We start from the raw sequence: 20,438 nt of genomic DNA on the forward strand, positions 1-20,438 counted from the left end.
GAATACCCCACAATCGTTCTCAGATTTGTAGCAGTAGGGCCGCCAACTCGACGGGCATGGAGAAAAAGGGCGAATGACTCGACTTCAATCTATACACACGCTCACACTTGACCCGGGTTGGTAGCAGTGTTTTATCCAAATCTTTACTTTCAGTACACAGAATGTAATATTTTGGAATGTCCCCATACACCGCATCCGTTAGCCTAACGGGCGTACCCAACGGGGCAAAAGATTGCCTGGATAGGTTTTGATGGGCAAACTGACGGTCTTCATCGGTGCAATCATGGTAAAAAAGAATATCAGCAAGCTCAGGCTTGAAAGTACTTGTTTTGCGATTTGGAGCCACAATTAACGCTTTTCCGACGGTTATACGGCTCGTATCTTTGGGAAGCGTTGCTTCAATCAGCTGGGCCAATGAGCTTACTGAATCACCGTTTTTGGGTAAAAAAGCATCCAAAAATACCAGTTTACTTACTTTTTGTAACCCCAATTGTTCGGCAGCTTGCGCAATCACCACTCCTCCCATCGAATGACCCACCAAAACCACCTTTCCTCCCGCTTGATTGGCTACATCTATCACTTTAGACACGTAGCGGTCGAGCGTAATATCGTCGGGAGGCGTGGTATCGGTGCCATGACCCGGTAGGTCAATGGCGACCACTTTGTGCCCTTGGGTGGTCAGTAACGGAACTACTTTGTTCCAGCACCAAGCGCCGTGCCATGCGCCATGTACCAACAAATACGTTTGAGAAGGCTGTTTTTGCGCGAAACAAAAAGGGTTTAGACAGGCAAGTACCAATAAAAACAAAAGCTTTTTCATCGTTTCGGAGGGGGATGTTTTAGGCAAAAGTACCCTCCCGACTCAAAAAGCGACAAGTAAAAAAACGACATCTTTTACCAATATCCCCTCACATCATCTGGCCAATGAACAAAAAAAAAGCAAGCCTTCCGACTTGCCTTTTTTGATTTATACTGCTTTAAAGATGCCGTCCATTTTTTGACTGATGACTTCCAGTCGCTTTCGGTCGCCGCCGGGCACTTCTGCCGAAGCCCAGCCTGAATAACCAATTTTGGCGAGGGCTTGGTTGACCACGGGCCAATTGCAATCTCCTTCCAACAACTCCACGTTAAAACCTTTCCAGAGGCCTTCGTCCTGTTGTTTTTTACGGCTAAACTCCTTGATGTCAATCTTCATGATGCGTTTGCCGAGTGCTTCAATCCAATGCTCAGGCCAGCCGTAACGAAGGATATTGCCCACGTCAAAGTACCAGCCTACTAGCGGGTGATTGATTTCGTCTACGTAACGCGCCGCTTCAAGGGGACTAATCAGGAAGTTGTTCCAAACGTTTTCGAGCGCAATTTTGATGCCCGTTTTTTCGGCAATCGGAATCAATTTACGAATCTCAGCCTGCGAACGCTCGTAGGCATCTTTGTAGCTTGTACCTTCATTGACCACACCAGGCACCAACAGTACCGTAGTACCGCCGTACATTTTGCAATCATAAAGGGATTTTTCCATTGCCTTCGAGCACACCTCCCGCACTTTAGGGTCGGCACTCGACAACGGCGATTTCCAGTGCGCAGAGTTGACTACTCCTGGCAGTTCTAGACCAGTTTTGTCGCGAGCTTCCAATATTTCTTTGGGGTCAATATCGTTGGGGGAATCCAGCTCAACACCGTCAAAACCAAGGTCTTTCAGGAGTTTAAATTTGTCGAGCACGGAAAGCTTTTCGGTCACCATTCCGTATTTCAGGCTCTTCTTAATCAGCGGTGGTGCCACGGGAGAAGCCTGCACAAACGTATCTACGCCTATTACCGCCGCCGAGGCTGCAACGGCAGTATTTTTGATAAATGTTCTTCTTTGCATGAGAGAGGTTTTGGTTTATCCGAAAATAAAATATCCGTTAATTGTTAGCAGTAATCCTTCATCCAATAAGGATAAGTTTTTACAGATAACAACTAACGGACAGTCATTTTAAATTTATATGAAAGGCGTAAAGCCAGGACGAGCCACTTCAATTTTTGGAACGGCTGTGTCGAAGCTAACCGAATCAGGGCCGAGTTTTTCGGTTGATTTCATCGCATCTTCCCACGTAATTTTCTTGCCAGTATACGCTGCCATGCGGCCCATGATGGCAATCATGGTACTGTTGGCCATCCACTCACCGTTGTTAATGGGCTTGCTATTACGGATAGACGCAAACAATTCGTTGTGCTCGGTTTGGTACATATCATTTTGCACGCCCGAATATTCCCACGGATTCTGTCCCTCAATTTTGTGCATCGGGCGCGAGCAATTGGCCATCGCCCGGCCTTTGGTTCCGAAGGTCTCCACTAAATAGCTACGCTCCGTATTTTCTTGCTGACGCGAGAAGTGGAAACCTTTGGCCCCGTTGGGATAATCGTAAGTGATGGCAAAGTGGTCAAAAATATGACCAAACAGCGGGTCAACTCGCACCTGACGACCACCCGTTCCGACGGCGCTCACGGGCAAAACATCACCCATGGCCCACGACATCATGTCGATGCTGTGCACGGCCTGCTCTACGATATGGTCACCTGCTAACCATGTATAATACATCCAGTTACGCAACTGAAACTCCATGTCTGACCAACCCGTTTGGCGCGGAAAATTCCAGGCACCACCTGTATAATAGGTATTGTAAATGCTCATTACTTCGCCAATCGAACCATCGTTAATTTTGCCGAATACGGCACGTTTTGGCTCGTGGAAACGCCAGCAGAAGCCCGACACAAGCGAGAGGTTTTTCTCTTTGGCGACCTTTGCCAACTCAATAACTTTACGAATACCGGGCGCGTCAACGGCTACTGGTTTTTCGCAAAAAATATGTTTGCCGGCGTTGATGGCCGCTTCAAGGTGCAACGGACGGAAGAACGGAGGAGTTGCCAATAAAACCACGTCAACGCCCGAATCAATCACTTTTTGGTAAGCATCAAACCCCACGAATTTACGCTCGTTGTCCACCTTTACTTTATCTCCGTGTACTTTGCGCAATCCTTCCAAACACGTATCAAAACGCTCGGGGAATATATCGCCGAGGGCGTGTAAAACTACGTTGGAGTCTGCTTTGAGGGCTTGCATCGCTGCGCCAGAGCCACGGCCGCCGCAACCGATAAGACCCACTTTGAGGGTGTCACTGTTGATGCCCGCAAAAGCACGATTTGGAACAATAATGGATGGAAATGCGGTGCTTGCAAGGGCCGCTCCTGCTAATTTTAACACATCGCGACGTGAGGTGTTCATATAAGTGTGTGTTTAAATGGTTTAGAAAATAGTAAATATACAAAACAATGATTTACCGACGATATCCGCCTTACGTATTATTTCAAGGTTTGTACGCTGATTCAAAAATGCTACATTTTTTTTAATAAATAGTAATTAAATAGTAAATTATTTTAAATAATGACGTCAAATCCTCCATTTTGTTGAGAATTGGATTTTTTGGCCTTCATTGAAAAATGTCAATGAATCTCTAAATATCAATCGTTGAAACCAAGAACGGGCTATTGCAAAACTGAAATCACTTCTTATTTTTGGTCAAAAAACCCGACACTCTTGTACGTAAAGCGCTATCTCAATTTTGTCATGTCATTGATTGGTACAGCTACTGCTTTTTATGTGGGTTTCAAAAACAACCAAGCCCACGGCCGCAACTGAGAAGGCGTATCATTTGGGAGGCAATTACCAATTCAAGTCGGGCGTTTGGGGCTACGCTCAGGGTACTGGGTGAAGATAATTTGCCCGAAAAAATACAACCTGAATTTGGGATTTTGTTGTAATATTTAAAGCTAACTCCCTACGTCTCCACCACGCCAAAGGTGCGTTCGGGCGATTGACCGTCCTGTAGAAAAAAAGCGTTGGGCGTTAAATTGGTAAATTCTTTAAAGTCTCGCACCAAATGCTGGTAGTCGTAATACCCTAAGTCGATGGCAACACTCAACCAATCCTTGGAAGGTTGGGCGTTTTTAAGTTTCATGGCATTCTCAAAACGGGCAATTCGGGCATACAACTTGGGACTAACTCCCTCACTTTGAACAAATTGACGATAAAACTGCCGCTGACACAAGCAGGCTTGATCGGCAAGCCAATCCAAAGAAGCAGTCGAAGGGTTTTGTAGAATATAACGGCTCACTTTATCAATCGGCCGTTCATTCTTTTTTACTTTTTTGATTAAATTCAATAAGAAACATTCTACTATTTCAATCATTTCGGTGTAATGAACCGCGTAACTCAACCGCTCATTGACTAAGCGTATTTCGGTAGAAAACACCTGCTCTGCATCTAAAAACGTGTTGGTCAATTCATTGGCAGGAATGCCCGTAAGACGAAACAAGGCTCCAGGCTGAAATTGTACTTGAAATACCATAAAATCCCGCCCTACGTGGCGATTTGTAACGATAGAATGTTGCCCATACAAGCGCGACCGGGTACTCTGCACCAATTTGCCATCAAAGCCATACTCCACTTTTTCGGGGTCTTTCGGAAAAAAAGACAAGCAATTTTCGGCACGAGGCCAATACGATTTTACGGGTAAAACCGCCATCGAGCGCGGAAATTCACAGCCTACAATCTGAAACTGTCTCACGTATTCACACAAGGCAGGGCTTGGAAGTCGGTAATCGTAGATGGCCACCATCATCTGAGCAATTTGGGTTTATTTTATCGTTAATCCCGGGCCTAAAATAGTCATTCCGTGTGCTTTATGAATCTCTTCTGCTTGCTCTTTCGTCGGTGGGGCTTTCAACTCATTCATTGTGAGAAAAAACTCCTCCATTTTACCCGCAGGTTGAACGTAATAAATGATTTTGCTTTTTTCAGAGAGTTGTATCCACGTATGAGGAACCTTGCGCGGGGCAAAAACGGTATCTCCTGCTTTCGCCGTAAACTGCTTATCGCCTACCTGAAACAAAAAATCTCCTTCGATAATAGAAAAAATCTCGTCTTGTTCGTGATGTACGTGCAAAGAAGGACCCACTTTATCGTTGCCAATATACTCAAAAACAGCTAATTGTCCATTTGTATCTTTACCCGAAATTTTAAGGTCGTTTGGGTTAATACCTTTGTAAGGTGTATGAACACCAAAGCGGGCGTCACCTGCTTTGACCACAAACGGAGGTGTGTTCGTTCTGACCGTTTTCTGGGCTAAAAGAGAAGGAGTTGTTACGCCAGCCACGGCAACGGCCAAGAAGTTTCTGCGTTTCATATTTGTTTGATTTTAGGTTGTTTATGATGCAAAACTCCCCAATCAAACGCAGAAATTGGTGGGAAAAAATGGACATTTTCCCACAAACACTCACTATTCTTTATCCCATTCATCCGTATTTTTAATCCCCAACTTCTTGGGGCTGAATACAGGATCCAAACCTGCTTTTCGCTGTTGTTCATAATCTTTAAAGGCTTTGAAAGCAGGTTTTCTGAGCAACAAAATGGCAATAATATTGAGCCACGCCATCATTCCTACGCCAATATCACCCAAGGTCCAGGCCAGTGCGGCGGTTTTGATAGAACCATAAAAAGTGGCGGCCATAATCATCACTCGGAGCCCGTTTACCAACCATTTATTATCCCCTTTGGAAGACAAATAGCTTAAATTGGTTTCGGCAATATAGTAATACGCCATGATGGTCGTAAAAGCAAAAAACAACAGCGAAATCGCCACAAATCCCCCACCCAACGCTGGAAAATGGGTATTGACCGCTGCCTGCGTATATTCTGAGCCAATGGCTAAGCCCGGTACATTTTCTACTAAAAAACCACCCGCAGGATTTACAACGTTGTATTTGCCAGTGAACAAAATCATGAGCGCCGTGGCGGTACACACAAAAATCGTATCCACATAAACCGAAAACGCCTGCACCAACCCCTGCTTGGCAGGATGGCTAATTTCAGCCGCTGCTGCCGCATGAGGTGCCGTACCCTGCCCTGCTTCGTTGGAATAAATTCCTCTTTTTACCCCCCACGCTACAGCCATGCCAAAAATACCCGCCAAGGCGGGCTCCATGTCAAAAGCAGAGCGCAAAATCAGGCTGAACATCGCGGGTACTTTGGTGATATTGAGGCCAATGATGATTAAAGCCATCAAAATATAACCTCCCGCCATAAACGGCACCACGATTTCGGCCACTTGTCCGATGCGCTTCACACCGCCAAAAATGATGAGTCCCAGCAAAATGGTTATGATACCACCCGTTATTTCTACTGGAACATCAAAAGCGATTTTGGCACTCAACGCAATGCTGTTGCTCTGCACACCCGGCAAAAATAAAGCCGTACTCAGAATCGTGGCCACCGCAAAAAGGGTAGCATACCATTGAATCCCTAATCCTTTTTCGATGTAAAATGCCGGCCCTCCACGGTATTGTCCGTCTTTGACCTGCTTGTAAATTTGTCCGAGCGTGGCCTCGATAAAAGCCGAGGATGCGCCTAAGAATGCAATGGCCCACATCCAAAAAACAGCCCCTGGCCCTCCCATGGCGATGGCCGTAGCCACCCCAGCGATGTTTCCGGTGCCAATCCTACCCGAAATCGCAATGGCAAACGCCTGAAACGACGAAACACCTTTGGCTGATGCTTTGCCTCCAAACAACAAAGTCACCATTTCTTTTACGTAACGTACCTGTAAAAAACGGGTGGCAATCGAGAAGTAAATGCCCGCCCCGAGGCAAAGTAAAATCAGGGCATTGCTCCAAATAATGTCATTGACAGCGGTAATAATTTTTTCCATGAAATTCCTGTGAGATTAGTTGTTAGGTTTAGTTTGTACAGAAGAAAAATTTAAGGTATGGAGTGAATCTTGTATTCAAAGAAAAGGATATTAAATGAAAAGCGTGGTAATCTGTCCAAAAAAAGATTGATTACAGTAGAAAAGTTGTATTTCACCTATTTTATGTACTACACATTCTGAGAATCCCGTTTTTGATTATGCCGGTATTTACCCCAACGTTTGTACGCTTCGTTTTTCTCTTTTTTGTGGTCTTTTCGACGCAATCAGCAACCGCCCAAGTCACTTTTTATGTGGCTCCCAACGGCAGCGATGCCAACAACGGTATGCTTCAAAAACCGTTCAAAACGCTCACCAAAGCACTATTGGCGGCCCAACGGGCAAAAGGACAGAAAGCTATTATTCAATTGAGAAAAGGCACTTACTATTTAGATAAAACACTGGTAATTAACGCCGTCGATGCCTTATTTGAATCACTGGAGATAACAGGTTATAAAAATGAGCCCGTTTTTATTGATGGTGGGCAACCCTTACAACTTGCTTGGAAACCTTCCCAAAACGGCATTTATCAGGCGGTTGTAGCGCCAAATATTGCATTTGAACAACTTTTTATCGACGGTCAGCAGCAGCAGTTGGCCCGTTATCCTAACTACGATGCCAATGCTCGGGTTTTTCACGGGACCGCTGCCGATGCAATTTCACCCGAACGCGTCAAAACTTGGAAAAATCCGACTGGTGGGTATGTTCACGCCCTGCACTCGGGCGAATGGGGCGGGTTTCACTATATTATTACGGGAAAAGACGAAAAAGGAGAATTGAAACTGGAGGGAGGTTGGCAAAACAACCGCCCCGCTCCAATGCACAAACAGTACCGTTTCGTCGAAAATATCAGGGAAGAACTGGATGCGCCCGGAGAATGGTTTTTTGATAAAACAAGCCGTATTCTTTATTTCTACCCTCCCCAAAACGTCAATCTTGGCACCGCTTTGGTGGAAGTGTCCACACTCAAAAATCTCCTCGAACTGAGGGGTATGGCCAACAAGCCCGTCCGTAATGTGCAGCTCAAAAACCTGCACTTTGTGCATACTGAGCGCAGTTTTATGGAAACCAAAGAGCCGCTGGTGCGCAGCGATTGGACTTTTTATCGGGGCGGAGCTGTACTTTTTGACGGCACCGAAAACTGTAAAATCACAGATTGTACATTCTCTGGGCTGGGCGGGAATGCCATTGTGGTAAGCAATTACAACAAATACACCGCCATCAGCGGCTGCCACATTCACCACATCGGTGCGAGCGCGGTGGCCTTTGTGGGTGACCCAAAAGCGGCACGTTCGCCGTCGTTTAGGTACGAGCTTTCGATTCCGTACGAAAAATTAGACAAAACGCCCGGCCCACAAACCAACAATTTTCCGCAGGAATGTACGGTCACGGATAACCTGATTCATGACATGGGTCAACTAGAAAAACAGGCCACAGGGGTCCAAATTGAACTTTCATCCACCATTACAGTCAGCCATAATAGCATTTACAACACCCCACGCGCGGGTATCAACATCGGCGACGGAGCTTGGGGCGGGCATATTTTGGAGTATAACGACGTATTTAACACGGTCTTGGAAACGGGCGACCACGGCGCTTTTAATTCTTGGGGGCGTGACCGATTCTGGTACGCCAATCGCAGGTACATGGACAGCCTCGTGGCGGTGCACCCCGAACTGATTTTGTTAGATGCTCAAAAACAGACCATTATCCGTCACAATCGTTTTCGGTGCGACCACGGCTGGGACATTGATTTGGACGACGGTTCCTCAAATTATCACATTTACAATAACGTTTGTCTCAACGGTGGGCTCAAACTTCGGGAGGGTTTTTACCGCAAAGTAGAAAACAATATCATGGTCAACAACTCCTTTCATCCGCATGTGTGGTTTAAAAACAGCGGCGATGAGTTCAGGTATAACATTGTCATGAAAAAATACTTTCCCATTCAGGTGAAGGATTGGGGCATGAACATTGACCAAAATTTATTCCCAGATTCGGCATCGCTGGCATTGGCCCGTAAAAACAACACGGATGCCAAAAGTACCGCAGGCAACCCCGAATTTATCAACGCTTCAGTGGGAGATTATCGGGTAAGCGCCTCCTCTCCTGCCCTGCTCATCGGCTTTAAGAATTTTTCTATGGCTGACTTTGGGGTACAAAAACCTGAGTTAAAGAAAATTTCTTTACAACCAGTTATTCCAGCGCTTATCAATGCGCAATCGCTTGACGACAAGACCTCAACCATCTCATTTTTAGGAGGTACACTCAAAAACATTGAAGGATTAGGCGACCGATCGGCCTACGGATTGCCCGACGAAACGGGCATTCTCGTAACCTCAACTGGACCAAAAAGTCTTTTGACCCAGTCTGGTTTATTAGAAAAAGACGTAATACGAACCGCAGATGGTAAAGCCGTTAAGAACATCCGTGCGTTTTTGGATATTTACCAAGAAGTCAATTGGCACGGCAAAATAAACATCGAAATTATTCGAAATCAGCAACCTATGAAGTTGGTATTGCTTCTAAAATAAAAACTGCCATCGACAAGTGAGGATGGCAGTTTCGATCAATACAAACTAAATCTATTTGGGTCACTCACGGAAAACATCTTCCGTTTGGTGTTATCTGTGAAAACGTTCTGCCATTTTTTAGGAGCCTCCTTCGACCACTTCCCGACAACCTTTTATTGTCTAGTTAAATGAATGAACCACTTTCTCAGAGACATAGACCAGAGGAATATATGTATGTTTAGATTAAGAATATCAAACTATTTACGGCGAAATAAAATTAGTACAATGCCCAATTTTTTGTTTCAGAATGGAATTAAATTTGGATTAAAATTCAAGAAGTTAAAATTGGCAACCTAGTTTTTCGGTTAGCGCGCGGTACTTAACCCAAAAAAATCATTCTTTAATTCGACGATTCATTGGATGATTTTTTGGTAACTTACGTTTTCCCAAAAATGTACAACTTCCAATGACGTCAATAGCTGATTCGAATTCTACCGAAAAACAAAGCCTTCATCCCCGAAATCCCCACCGTTTCCGATACGATTTTCCCGCACTCATTAAAAGTTGCCCCGCATTGGCTCCTTTTGTTGTGCGCAACAAATACCAAGATGAGTCGGTTGATTTTGCCAATCCCGAGGCGGTCAAAATGCTCAACAAGGCCATTCTTATTCATTTTTATGGTATTCAACACTGGGACATCCCCGCCAATTATCTTCGGCCTCCTATTCCCGGGCGGGCCGATTATATTCATTATTTGGCCGATTTGTTGGGTTCGGTCAATGATAACGTTATCCCAATCGGCAAGAAAATTACGGGGCTTGACGTCGGCATAGGAGCCAATTGTGTCTATCCCATTATTGGGCACCAAAGTTACGGTTGGCGTTTTGTGGGGTCGGATATTGACCCCAAAGCGATTCAGAATGCCAAACGAATTGTGACGGCCAATCCTGTGCTTACACCCTTCGTTGAATGTCGTCTGCAAACAAATCCCACCGCCATTTTTAAGGGCATTATGCAAGCCAACGAAAAATTTGATTTTACAATGTGCAACCCTCCTTTTCATGCTTCATTGGCAGAAGCCACCGCAGGGACACAGCGCAAATGGCAAAACTTGGGACGGACAAGTGCCTCCCAAAAAGAAACCCTGAATTTTGGCGGACAAAACGCGGAATTATGGTGTGAAGGAGGCGAAAAAGCATTTGTTACCAAAATGATTGAGCAAAGTGCCCAAATCGGCAACCAGTGTTTTTGGTTTACTTCATTGGTTTCTAAAAAAACGACATTGCCCTTTTTATACAAAGCCCTAAAAAAGGCAAAAGCCTTTGAGATACAGACGATTGAAATGGCTCAAGGGCAAAAAGTCAGCCGAATGGTAGCGTGGACTTTCCTCGGAACTCACCAACAAAAAATGTGGCGGCAGGAAAGATGGCGGTAAAACAAAAGCAGCTATTTTTATAACCCTACAAATTCAGCACTTAGCTTCAATCGCCGTTCGGGGTTAAGATTACTTTCCTGAATCAACATATGGGGCGTGACTCCCGCAAAACGTTTAAAATCTTTGACTAAATGCTGGTAATCGTTTTGGTGGTAAAAAATCGTTGAATTTAACAGCGCTTAAAAAAACAACACAAACTAATCACCATTCAAAATCGACGGCTTTATTTTCAGAAACATCCAAGCTACAATGACCTGTAAGGCCAGACCCGCAGGCGCTCTGTAGATCAAATCGTCTGTCCCCAATTTCTTAATTAATGACAGCGCATAAGCGCTGTTTAGTGGGACTTGAAAATCAGGCACAAAGTAGAGCAACGTAATTACAAAAAGGTAAAACACAAATAACAAATAGCTTGTCACCAAGTATCTTGGAATTTCTTTCGGTCTGCGCCAAAACATGGCAATCAACAGAAAAATAGGGCAGAAAGCCGCAAAAACGAACATAATGCCAAACAATAAGTTGGGAGGGGTTTGCCGATAAGCCAGCCAATCCTTTGCCCCCACAGTTTCCCATAGAGGATACGCCAAGCTACCTTCGATGCTCGTTGTACCCATATTGTAGAAGTTCAACACAACGACAAGGAGGAATATCCATTTGGCTACGGGTTTAGCTTCTTGAAGATACGTATGGAGGAATGATATAAGAATAACTACTTGCAGGGCAGAAGGGATAATTTGAAAATAAAGCGTTTGGGACAGCAGGTATTGGTTTTGCGCCGAATCATAGCCCGTGATAGCCCATTGAGTATAGATAGGCATCATCACCCATAAGGTAGTTACCACGGAAATCATGCCTAACACAACACTGACATAAATGGCCCATTTGGGAAAGATAGTAGGCGCCAGCCAAATCATTGAAATCGCCGATAACAGCATTAAAACGGCGGGTACGTACCCAACCCAAATCATCAAGCTGTGGTAGGTTTTTGTATAAAGCATAAAGTTTTCATGCACATTCGCAAACTGAGGATTCACAATGAATTGTAACATCATCGCGATGCCAAAGTGGCGTAGGGTAAGAATGCTATAAATGAGCAAAGCCCATTTTGTGGCAGTGGTATTGTAGTTGACAGGCATGGGAAAGTTGCTTTTCTTCGAATTTGAAAATGGCACTTTTAACTAAAGCTATGTTTCACTTCTGAACACCGTTGCCATGCCACTATTCCCAACACTATCCAGGGAATGCCCCAAAAGCCAATGATGGCAGCAGGCCTTTGGCCAGTGATGATTAGTAGAGGAAACATACATAAGAACGGAAAACAGCCAACTACCAAAGGAACATAACGTTTCCAATCAGTCCACACTTTTTCTTTAATGCTCGCCACACCTATCAATATCATTCCCAACCCAGTTAAGAACGCACCCAATGGAGCAAATGGTAACGGCATCCATTGCCCCAAAATATAGGAAACAGCCCCAGCAATTGACACATAAAAGAAATTGCGCCGTTTGCCTATACCCGTCGGCTCGCCTGTTTGCCAAAGAGAAACTATCCCTATAAGCATAGAAGCAGTACCTATAACGCCAACCCAAGATTGTAAGTTTTGCGGAATCAGGTCATCCAATAAAAATAGAAAAGGCAAGATGAGCTTACCTTTTCCGCCTTCATCAACAGCTCCTAAAAACCAGAAAGGAAAGCTAAAAGCCAAGTAGGTTATACCGGTGATAATAAAACAAATAGCAGCTCGGCGAAGAAGGGGAATGTGTGTTTCAGGAATCATGAAAAATTAGAGTTTATGGTTTTCTGCAAATCTATCTAAACACTTGAGATGAGACTTAGTAAAAAAACGACATTCTATCAATAAATCACGGCCTTCTCAAAATCAAACCCACTCGGAACTGCACCCGTAAATTGCTTAAAATCACGCAGTAAGTGATTGTGATCAAAGTATCCACAGTCGTACGCAATGTGCATCCAACTCAACTGAGGAGCCTTTTGCTTCAGTTTCATGGCCTGATTGAAGCGCAAAATACGGCTATAAAATTTGGGCGATACACCCGTCCGCTCCAGAAATTTCCGTTCAAATTGACGTCTGCTCAAACAAGCATCTTGCGCCAATTGATCCAAAGAAAAATGGTAAAAATTGGATTGCTCCAACACCGCATCAATGGCATGTTTTTCTACCTTGTAATCCACAATTTTTCGAAGTAAAAACCCTTCTGTGATGTTCACCATTTCTCCAAACGTGGCCGCGTTTTCAATCCTTTCTCTTATTTCCTTGATTTCGTTTCCCAATACCAGATTGATTTCTTCATAACTACCCGCAAATAATGTCATCGGAATACCAAACAATCGAAAAAATCCCGACGGTTGCAGCAGAACTTTAAACATTATATAATTACTGGGAATCAGTAAATTATGACGAAAAGTACTCTGCCCTATAATAATATTATCGGGAATTTTGTGGGTTGAGTTATCCAAATAGTTTACGGATAATTTGTCTTTTGGGTAAAAATAAAGAGCCGTTTCAGGGATGGGAGCAATCGGCAGACTTACTAAAGGCATGGTGTGCCGAACGTGCAAGTACCAATAGGCTTTAACAAAAGGCCGCAGGGCTGGATGTGGCGGTAAAATTTGAAGCATAACAAGGCAGGGTCTATTTTATTAAAATAAACCCAAAGTCCCTGATATTCAAAGAAAAACAAGAAGAAGTTATTAAACGGCAATGAAAACTACACTGCCGTAAAACTCATACCTGCGGCTTCATCGGCCAATTGACGGGCATTTTCTTTGCCTAAATATTTATCAATTAAATAATGTGCTACGTACAAAACAGGCGTTGTCAACAACGCAATGCAACCTTTGTAAATGTAATTGATGCTACCCACCTGTAAAATCTGCGTTACCGACCAGTTGCCGAAAAGGTAAAAGGCAATAAAAATCACGACGAAGCTATCTACCAATTGCGAAAACAGCGTTGAGCCCGTAGCTCTCAACCAAATGTATTTGCTGCCCGTACGCCGGCGCAACCACGAAAAAACGGTTACATCCAACACTTGCCCGATCAAAAAAGCGACAATCGAGCCAAGCATAATACCGAGCCCTTGCCGAAAAATCGCATTGAAAGCCCCGTCGATGTTCATGGCGTTGCCGTGGCTGTCCTTACTGTTGACCTCCAACCAAAACTGGGCGGGAGGCAATGATGTAGTAGCATAAATGACGATGTACATGTAAGCGATAAAAATGGCCGTCAGGTACGAAATACGACGAACGCCTTTTTTCCCAAAATACTCGTTGATAATGTCGGAAGTAATAAACACAATCGGCCAGTTGACCACCCCCGCCGACATGTTAAAATCCAGCTTAGTACCAAACAAAGGCAACTGAGCAGGTGAGGTGCCAAGTAGGGCTTCAACGGAAAATATTTTGACGCCGATAATCTCCGCAATCAGCGCATTGGTCAAAAAAAGACCACACAAAGCGAGGAACAGAAACTGCTTTTTCTGTTCAAAAGGTGTAGAGTTGGGCATGGGTAGGCGGGATGCTATATGGGTTTTATTCGTTGATATAATTCAGTTGTTTCCAAACTTCTTCCATCGTATTAACCGGTAATTGACAAGTTTTGTTAAAGCAAACGTACACCGTTGTCTGCTCCTGTTTGGCAATCCGCTCCTGCAAAAGAGGTAAATCAGAAGCCGTTTTGGTACCGACCAGTATTTTGTTTGGCACAAAACGCTCTTCTAATTGTTGACGAAAACGTTCCATTTCTTCCCCGACGATGGCAATCTCGGCCGTAGGTTGCGCCCTTAATGCGTACAATGCCGCCCAATTGGTGCCCCATTGCACGTCGGTCAGGAGGGCATTCCGCATTTTTGCCAACATCCAATCCGCTAACTTTACGTAGTCGGCGTAGTCAAACAATGTTCCTAAAGCAAACAGATTATGGGCCATGAGCGAATTGGAGGCGGGCATCACGTTGTCAAAAACCTCTTTTTTCCGCGCAATCAATTCTTCGGCATTGCCATCAGTAAAATAAAAAAGTTCATCTTCGGGATCGTACAGATTTTCGACCGCGTAGGCCATTAAATGCAACGCTTCGTCGAGCCATTCTTCTTCAAAAGTGGCTTGATACAGACCCAAATAGCCATCAATGACCGCCGCATAATCTTCCAAAAAACCGACAATACTCGCTTTGCCATTTTTGTAGCTATGCCACAGTTGATGGTTCGGCGCGGTCATTATTTCTTTCAAAAAGTGCGCATTTTTTAAGGCTAATTCTTTAAATTTTTCTTCGCCAAATGCCCGATAAGCATCGGTCAACCCTTTCAGCATCAAGCCATTCCACGAAGCAAGAATTTTATCATCCAACCCAGGGCGGATTCTGCTTTCCCGCGCTTTGAAGAGTTTTTGAAGGGCGTTTTGGTACGCTACCCCTTCGGCTTCTTTCTGTGGAAAAGGAGTGACTAGATGCAAATGATTGTAGCCATGTTCCCAGTTTCCCGAAGCTCTGATGTTATACAATTTAGAAAACCATCCAAAATCTTCTCCTAAGATTTCTTTCAGTTCGGCCTGCGTCCAGATGTAAAATTTCCCCTCAATTCCTTCGCTGTCGGCATCAAGCGCTGAATAAAAACCACCCTCCATACTAGTCATTTCGCGGGCCAGCCAATCAATGGTTTCGTACACGCGACTTTTGTACAAGTCACTCTTGGTCAGGGTATATGCTTCCGAAAAAATGCTCACCAACTGGCCATTATCGTAAAGCATTTTTTCAAAGTGCGGAATGAACCACTCATCATCCACCGAATACCGCGCCCAACCACCGCCTATGTGGTCATAAATCCCCCCCAACGCAATGCGGTTGAGCGACAATTCAATATGCCTTAGCGCTTCGGGATTGTGGGAAACGGCATAGTATCGCAACAAAAATTTATAAATAGAAGGCATGGGGAATTTGGGTGCCCGGTCCATGCCACCTTTTTCGGTATCAAAATGGCCCTTTATTTTCTCAAACATCTCGTCCAAGTCGTTCCGCATTTGGACGGAGGAAAAAGGTTGCTCCGAAGCGAGCCCTTCTCCTATCTGAGTGTCTACGTGGAGGTTATATTTTTCAGATTCTTTGACCAGCATATTGTCTGTGAACCCAGCCGCCGATTTTACCAAATCTTCGTGATGATTCACAAACGCATTTTTAACACTGCCCAACAATTGCACCCAATTTTGGGCGGGCAAATACGTAACCCCGTAAAAGGGCTTGGCGTCGGGCAGCAAAAAAACGTTAAGCGGCCAACCACCCCGCGCACCCATGGCATGAATGGCGTCCATGTAAATGGCATCAACATCGGGGCGCTCTTCGCGGTCTACTTTAATACACACAAAATCGGCGTTCATCACACCCGCAACCTGCTCTTTTTCAAAGCTTTCACGCTCCATTACATGGCACCAATGGCAAGCCGAATACCCAATACTTACGATAATGGGCTTATTTTCGTTACGGGCCTTGGTCAGTGCTTCTTCTCCCCACGGATACCAATCTACAGGATTGTGGGCGTGTTGAAGCAAATACGGCGAGGTTTCGTTTATGAGACGATTTGGCATGGCTGATTTATAAAATAGATGAATAAAAAATTAAATAATTTGCTCTAAACGACAATTCTGGTCGATTTCTGGGTAGATGAACTGGCGTTTAGAATGTTATCGGAGAAGAGTATACCAGAATCATAGTTCCATAACACGGCGTTTAATCTCTTTTTCGGGCAACGTTTCCATTTCGCTTTTGTCGTAAATCCCAAAAGGAATATAATACCATCAATAATTTTTACACAAGTTAAAATCCTTACGCCACCACTTTTCCCTTGATTTTTGCTTGTAATCGCCATTCGGACCTTGTAGCAATCTTTTCCTATGGCGCGTCCCTAGGCAGGGTTTCTTTGAATACTTTCCAAAAAATCAGCAAAATCACTGCCTAACGAGCGGTATTTTTTACGCAAACGTTTTAATTCACGCTCAAAATCACTTGTGACAATTATTTCAAAGTTCATTTAGAAGGTCGTAAGCGCTGCGCAGTTTGGTCACTCCTTTTTGATGATTCTTAATTTCTTCCACACTGCGTTCCAGCCCTGAAAGAAACTCTTCCTGAGAAATAGTCGGCTCTGTTTCTGTAGCCGTAAAGGCTACATTAAGGCGCTTCGCCAATTCAATCAGCAACTGATAATCGGCTTCATTGGCAGGATGAAAAGTGATAATACCCATGATTCTGCTTTATTTTTCCAAATTTAGCTTTTTTATCGTAAAGCTGTTTGATACATTAACTTCAAAAATCACAACAGTTTTTCCATGATAAAATCTTCCATCAGAAAGCCGTCGCCGATGTCAATGTTTTCATTTCCCACAATGTTAAAACCCATTTTTTCGTAAAAACCAACGGCTTTGTTGTAACGATTTACGTTAAGCAACAGGGCTTTATTCTCGTTTTGGGCGGCAATTTTTCCAACGCGCTCAATGAGCAACGCCCCCACTCCTTTTCCCTGACTAGCGGGCAATAGGTAAATCTTATGAATCTTTGTTTTAGGTAACCCATTATAATTCAACTCATAAGAAACATATCCGAGGTATTCGTTGTCTTCTTGGGCCAAAATAAATACGTGCCCTTTCTCCTCAATCTGGCTCGTCAGCGACGGAATGCTGTACATCCAGTCGAGCATATAAGCGATTTGTATTTCGGAAAGAATAGCCCCAAAAGTAGCAGGCCAAGTTTCGTAAGCAATGCGCTTGATTTCGGGCAAATGCGCTTGGGAAGCGGTAATCAGTTTAATCATTCTTGGTGGTTGGGCTTTTTTCTAAAACAGTTTTTGGTTTTCAAAGTTCCCCAAAAAGATGAGAGACTTTTCTACCTTGCAAACAACGCGAAAATTGAAAAATATCCACGCTAATTTTCTTATTCGTTCGTTATTTTTGCAGAATCCGCCCTTGAGGTACGCAGTAAATAGTTTTCCTTGACCGGTTATCCCTAACGCTATGCGCTTTCGTCTATTTTTCCAGTCCCTACCCAAACAACATTTAACACTTCATGCTTGTGGTCTTTTTATTGCTTTAATGATGACTTCATGTGCGGTTTTCAGAACTTCGGAAGCACCTTCGAGAAGTAACAATACACGGCCTGCCGCAAAAGCCCCCGCGTCCAAACGTCCGTTGGCGGCCAAGCCCAAAGGCGCTTATGCCAATTACGTTCGCGATGTAGTAAACACGGCCCGTACCTTCACCGGAACGCCCTACCGCAGCGGCGGCAACGACCGTCGCGGCATAGACTGCTCAGGGTTGGTTGCTAGTGTTTATAGCGAAGTAGGACTTAAAGTACCCCGTATCTCGTGGCAACAGGCCGAATTTGGCACCGAAGTCGAAGAAGTACACGACATCAAAGCAGGCGACTGGATTTTTTACGTCCCAGATGCGGGTAAAGCGGGCTACGTATCGCACGTGGGCATTGTGACGGAAGTAAGGGGCAAAAACGAAATCCTGTTCATCCACGCCTCGTCTTCCAAGGGCGTTCGGGAAGATAATCTCTATTCCAAATACTTCAAAAACCGCTTTGTGAAGGCAATACGACCTTTTTAATCGGTTTATTTTGCATCGGCGGCCAATCGAAAACCAATCGTGTTGTTGGTAAAAGTCTCGACGTTGGGCGTACTGCCAAAAATAGGACCGCCTCTGAATGTAATTCTACAATAAATACTGCCATACAAATACGATCCACCACGATGCACATGTACCGCTCCCTGAGTGGGCGTACTCGGCCCTTTGGGATTGGTCGCAGGCTCTTTTGAATACGGCCCATACCAGTCGCTGCACCATTCCCACACGTTTCCGCTCATATCATAAAGCCCCAGTTCATTTGCTTGTTTTTGCCCTCCGGGACGAATTGAGCGACCACTATTAGCATCGTACCAGCCCACCTCCGCCAGGGAATTGTTCCCCGCAAAAATAAAGCCTTGACTTTTGTTACCTCCTCGGGCGGCAAATTCCCATTCTGCTTCGGTGGGCAAACGATACGCTTGGCCCGTTTCTTGACTTAACCAATTACAATACGCCACGGCGTCGTTCCATGTGACACCTACCACAGGATTCTCCTCTTTTTGGTTGGCAGGGGCGGTTCGGCCCGTTACGGCACAAAAATCACGGTATTGCTTCACGGTTACTTCGTATTTGCTGAGGTAAAAACTGCCCAGCGTCACGGAATGAACGGGGACTTCATCGTCTCTCTTTTGAGTATCCAAAATATTATCATTGGCCCGGCGTCCCATATCAAAACTCCCTCCGTCGATTAAAACCATATCAAAAAGGGTATTGAATGAAGGCTCCTCCCACTTACAACTGGTCAGCGTGAACAACAGAAGGTAAAAACTGATTTTTTTCATGGCGTATATGTGCAATTATGATGCTTAGAATTGATACTGTAAAGCCAAGCCCCACTGTTGAGAGGCCGAATTTAACTTCAAAGCGGCTCGTTTTTCTTTGGGCTTTTTAAACAACAACACACTTTCAACAATCACCGCCCCCACCGCCACGCCAAGGCAGACATTCATCAATCCGTTTTTGCTCCGGGCGGCCTTGACATCATCGTACGCCACTCGCCATTGACGGTACTCAGCCGAGCGACTGAGCGCCGTAAAATTATCCAGCTTAGCTTGGTATTGATTGTTCAGAACAAACGCGTAAGCAAGGGCTCCTACTCCCACCCCCGCCGTAATAATCTTGGGCACCACCGAGGGCTTCGACGGGCTTTTTGGCAATTTAGCGTCTTCTTTTTTAACTACCTCCTGCTTAGCAGTAGGCTCAATTGGCTTATTTTCTGCGGTTTTCTTAGTTTCAGCTACTGGTTCTTTAGATGCGGTTTTGGGCTCCTGCTTCGCTACTTTTGCGGCCTCTGCTTTTTTTTCAGTGTCGGCTTTCAGCTCTTTTTCGGTCGTGTTGATAAGATTTGCCAATACTGCTTTGGTTTGGATATCGGCGTAAGGCAGAGCTTCTTCATAACTTTTCTTTGCCTCAATGAATTGATTTTTAGCAAATTGTTGATTGCCTCGTTGCTGAAGATGCTCGGTGATTAGTCGCCGCGTAATGGGGTCACCGCTGTTTATTTCCAGAATTTTTTTCAGATACGCCAGCCCTTCCAAGTCGTTGCCGCGCGCCAATGCATTTTTGGCATCGGTCAAAAATGCCGCCGCCAAACGGCTAAATTTGATTTGCTCTTTTACGTACGCATCGCTCCCAAAAGAAGGCACGTTGAGACAGGCCTCGTATTTCTTCTGGGCCGCTTCGTAGTCTCCTCTTTTAAACAAATCATCGCCCTCTTTTCTGTTTAATTCAGCGATTCTAACGTTTTCTGACTCTTTTTCTACCTTCGGTGGTGTTTTTTTGGGGGGCGTTTGGGTGCTTGCTTTTTTCAGCGCATCATTTACCTTTTTGAGTTGGCTTTTGCAGTAGGCATCATTGTCCCGAATCCGGAGGGCGCGCTCGTAATTATCCTTTGCGCATTGATAATCCTGTTTTACAAAACAGGCATCTCCTCGCTTTTTATAGTCATCAAAGGTGACTTTTTGGGCAAAAGACGCTCCTGAAAGCAGTAAAAGCGTCAGAAACAGAAGGAGTGATTTCATGGGCATTCGGAGGAGCTAAATGAGAGTTTTCCACAACGAAGGGAGTTACTGCCGC

General features: G+C 44.6%; 18 protein-coding genes. 3 read left to right on the forward strand and 15 right to left on the reverse strand.

Annotated features, from left to right (window positions below):
* Positions 1-19: 19 nt before the first annotated feature.
* The 6 genes from NCI00_RS08880 to NCI00_RS08905 form a co-directional block, all read right to left on the reverse strand.
* Positions 20-820: an alpha/beta fold hydrolase gene (locus tag NCI00_RS08880; protein ID WP_253526784.1), complete on the reverse strand. Its 801-nt coding sequence runs from the start codon at positions 818-820 to the stop codon at positions 20-22.
* Positions 821-967: 147 nt separating this feature from the next.
* Positions 968-1,867: a sugar phosphate isomerase/epimerase family protein gene (locus NCI00_RS08885; protein WP_253526785.1), complete on the reverse strand. Its 900-nt coding sequence runs from the start codon at positions 1,865-1,867 to the stop codon at positions 968-970.
* 114 nt (positions 1,868-1,981) lie between these two features.
* A complete protein-coding gene (locus NCI00_RS08890) occupies positions 1,982-3,265 on the reverse strand; it encodes a Gfo/Idh/MocA family protein (protein WP_253526786.1) in 1,284 nt (427 codons plus the stop codon).
* Positions 3,266-3,818: 553 nt separating this feature from the next.
* Positions 3,819-4,661, reverse strand: coding sequence for a helix-turn-helix domain-containing protein (locus NCI00_RS08895; protein ID WP_253526787.1), 843 nt, complete (start codon positions 4,659-4,661; stop codon positions 3,819-3,821).
* 15 nt (positions 4,662-4,676) lie between these two features.
* A complete protein-coding gene (locus tag NCI00_RS08900) occupies positions 4,677-5,225 on the reverse strand; it encodes a cupin domain-containing protein (RefSeq protein WP_253526788.1) in 549 nt (182 codons plus the stop codon).
* A gap of 93 nt (positions 5,226-5,318) precedes the next feature.
* Positions 5,319-6,746, reverse strand: a complete 1,428-nt coding sequence (locus NCI00_RS08905; protein WP_253526789.1) for an alanine/glycine:cation symporter family protein — start codon at positions 6,744-6,746, stop codon at positions 5,319-5,321.
* Positions 6,747-6,943: 197 nt separating this feature from the next.
* On the opposite strand from NCI00_RS08905, the gene NCI00_RS08910 reads away from it, so the two are divergent.
* The gene (locus NCI00_RS08910) at positions 6,944-9,316 is read left to right on the forward strand and encodes a right-handed parallel beta-helix repeat-containing protein (protein WP_253526790.1); all 2,373 of its coding nucleotides are present in this window, start codon (positions 6,944-6,946) and stop codon (positions 9,314-9,316) included.
* 445 nt (positions 9,317-9,761) lie between these two features.
* On the forward strand, positions 9,762-10,730 hold the full coding sequence (rlmF, locus tag NCI00_RS08915) for a 23S rRNA (adenine(1618)-N(6))-methyltransferase RlmF (RefSeq protein ID WP_253526791.1): 969 nt from the start codon (positions 9,762-9,764) through the stop codon (positions 10,728-10,730).
* 197 nt (positions 10,731-10,927) lie between these two features.
* On the opposite strand, the gene NCI00_RS08920 is transcribed toward rlmF, so the two are convergent.
* From NCI00_RS08920 to NCI00_RS08950, 7 genes are all read right to left on the reverse strand, one after another.
* The gene (locus tag NCI00_RS08920; RefSeq protein WP_253526792.1) at positions 10,928-11,866 is read right to left on the reverse strand and encodes a hypothetical protein; all 939 of its coding nucleotides are present in this window, start codon (positions 11,864-11,866) and stop codon (positions 10,928-10,930) included.
* Between the two features lie 38 nt (positions 11,867-11,904).
* Positions 11,905-12,510 carry a hypothetical protein gene (locus NCI00_RS08925; protein WP_253526793.1) on the reverse strand — a complete coding sequence of 202 codons (606 nt, stop codon included), beginning with the start codon at positions 12,508-12,510 and terminating at the stop codon, positions 11,905-11,907.
* Positions 12,511-12,587: 77 nt separating this feature from the next.
* Positions 12,588-13,373: a helix-turn-helix domain-containing protein gene (locus NCI00_RS08930; RefSeq protein WP_253526794.1), complete on the reverse strand. Its 786-nt coding sequence runs from the start codon at positions 13,371-13,373 to the stop codon at positions 12,588-12,590.
* A gap of 89 nt (positions 13,374-13,462) precedes the next feature.
* Positions 13,463-14,260 carry a queuosine precursor transporter gene (locus NCI00_RS08935; RefSeq protein ID WP_253526795.1) on the reverse strand — a complete coding sequence of 266 codons (798 nt, stop codon included), beginning with the start codon at positions 14,258-14,260 and terminating at the stop codon, positions 13,463-13,465.
* Positions 14,261-14,285: 25 nt separating this feature from the next.
* Positions 14,286-16,328, reverse strand: coding sequence for a thioredoxin domain-containing protein (locus NCI00_RS08940; RefSeq protein ID WP_253526797.1), 2,043 nt, complete (start codon positions 16,326-16,328; stop codon positions 14,286-14,288).
* A 432-nt stretch (positions 16,329-16,760) separates the two neighbouring features.
* A complete protein-coding gene (locus NCI00_RS08945) occupies positions 16,761-16,982 on the reverse strand; it encodes a hypothetical protein (RefSeq protein WP_253526799.1) in 222 nt (73 codons plus the stop codon).
* 68 nt (positions 16,983-17,050) lie between these two features.
* Positions 17,051-17,548: a GNAT family N-acetyltransferase gene (locus tag NCI00_RS08950; RefSeq protein WP_253526800.1), complete on the reverse strand. Its 498-nt coding sequence runs from the start codon at positions 17,546-17,548 to the stop codon at positions 17,051-17,053.
* Between the two features lie 277 nt (positions 17,549-17,825).
* Between NCI00_RS08950 and NCI00_RS08955 the strand changes: the two genes are divergently transcribed.
* Positions 17,826-18,344 carry a C40 family peptidase gene (locus tag NCI00_RS08955; RefSeq protein ID WP_253526801.1) on the forward strand — a complete coding sequence of 173 codons (519 nt, stop codon included), beginning with the start codon at positions 17,826-17,828 and terminating at the stop codon, positions 18,342-18,344.
* Positions 18,345-18,349: 5 nt separating this feature from the next.
* On the opposite strand, the gene NCI00_RS08960 is transcribed toward NCI00_RS08955, so the two are convergent.
* Complete coding sequence (locus NCI00_RS08960) at positions 18,350-19,144, reverse strand: formylglycine-generating enzyme family protein (RefSeq protein ID WP_253526802.1); 795 nt, start codon at positions 19,142-19,144, stop codon at positions 18,350-18,352.
* Positions 19,145-19,168: 24 nt separating this feature from the next.
* Complete coding sequence (locus NCI00_RS08965; RefSeq protein ID WP_253526803.1) at positions 19,169-20,383, reverse strand: tetratricopeptide repeat protein; 1,215 nt, start codon at positions 20,381-20,383, stop codon at positions 19,169-19,171.
* Positions 20,384-20,438 lie beyond the last annotated feature (55 nt).

Origin of the sequence: Runella salmonicolor (assembly GCF_024158025.1) — a bacterium.
In the GTDB taxonomy this organism is placed as follows: Bacteria; Bacteroidota; Bacteroidia; order Cytophagales; family Spirosomataceae; genus Runella; species Runella salmonicolor.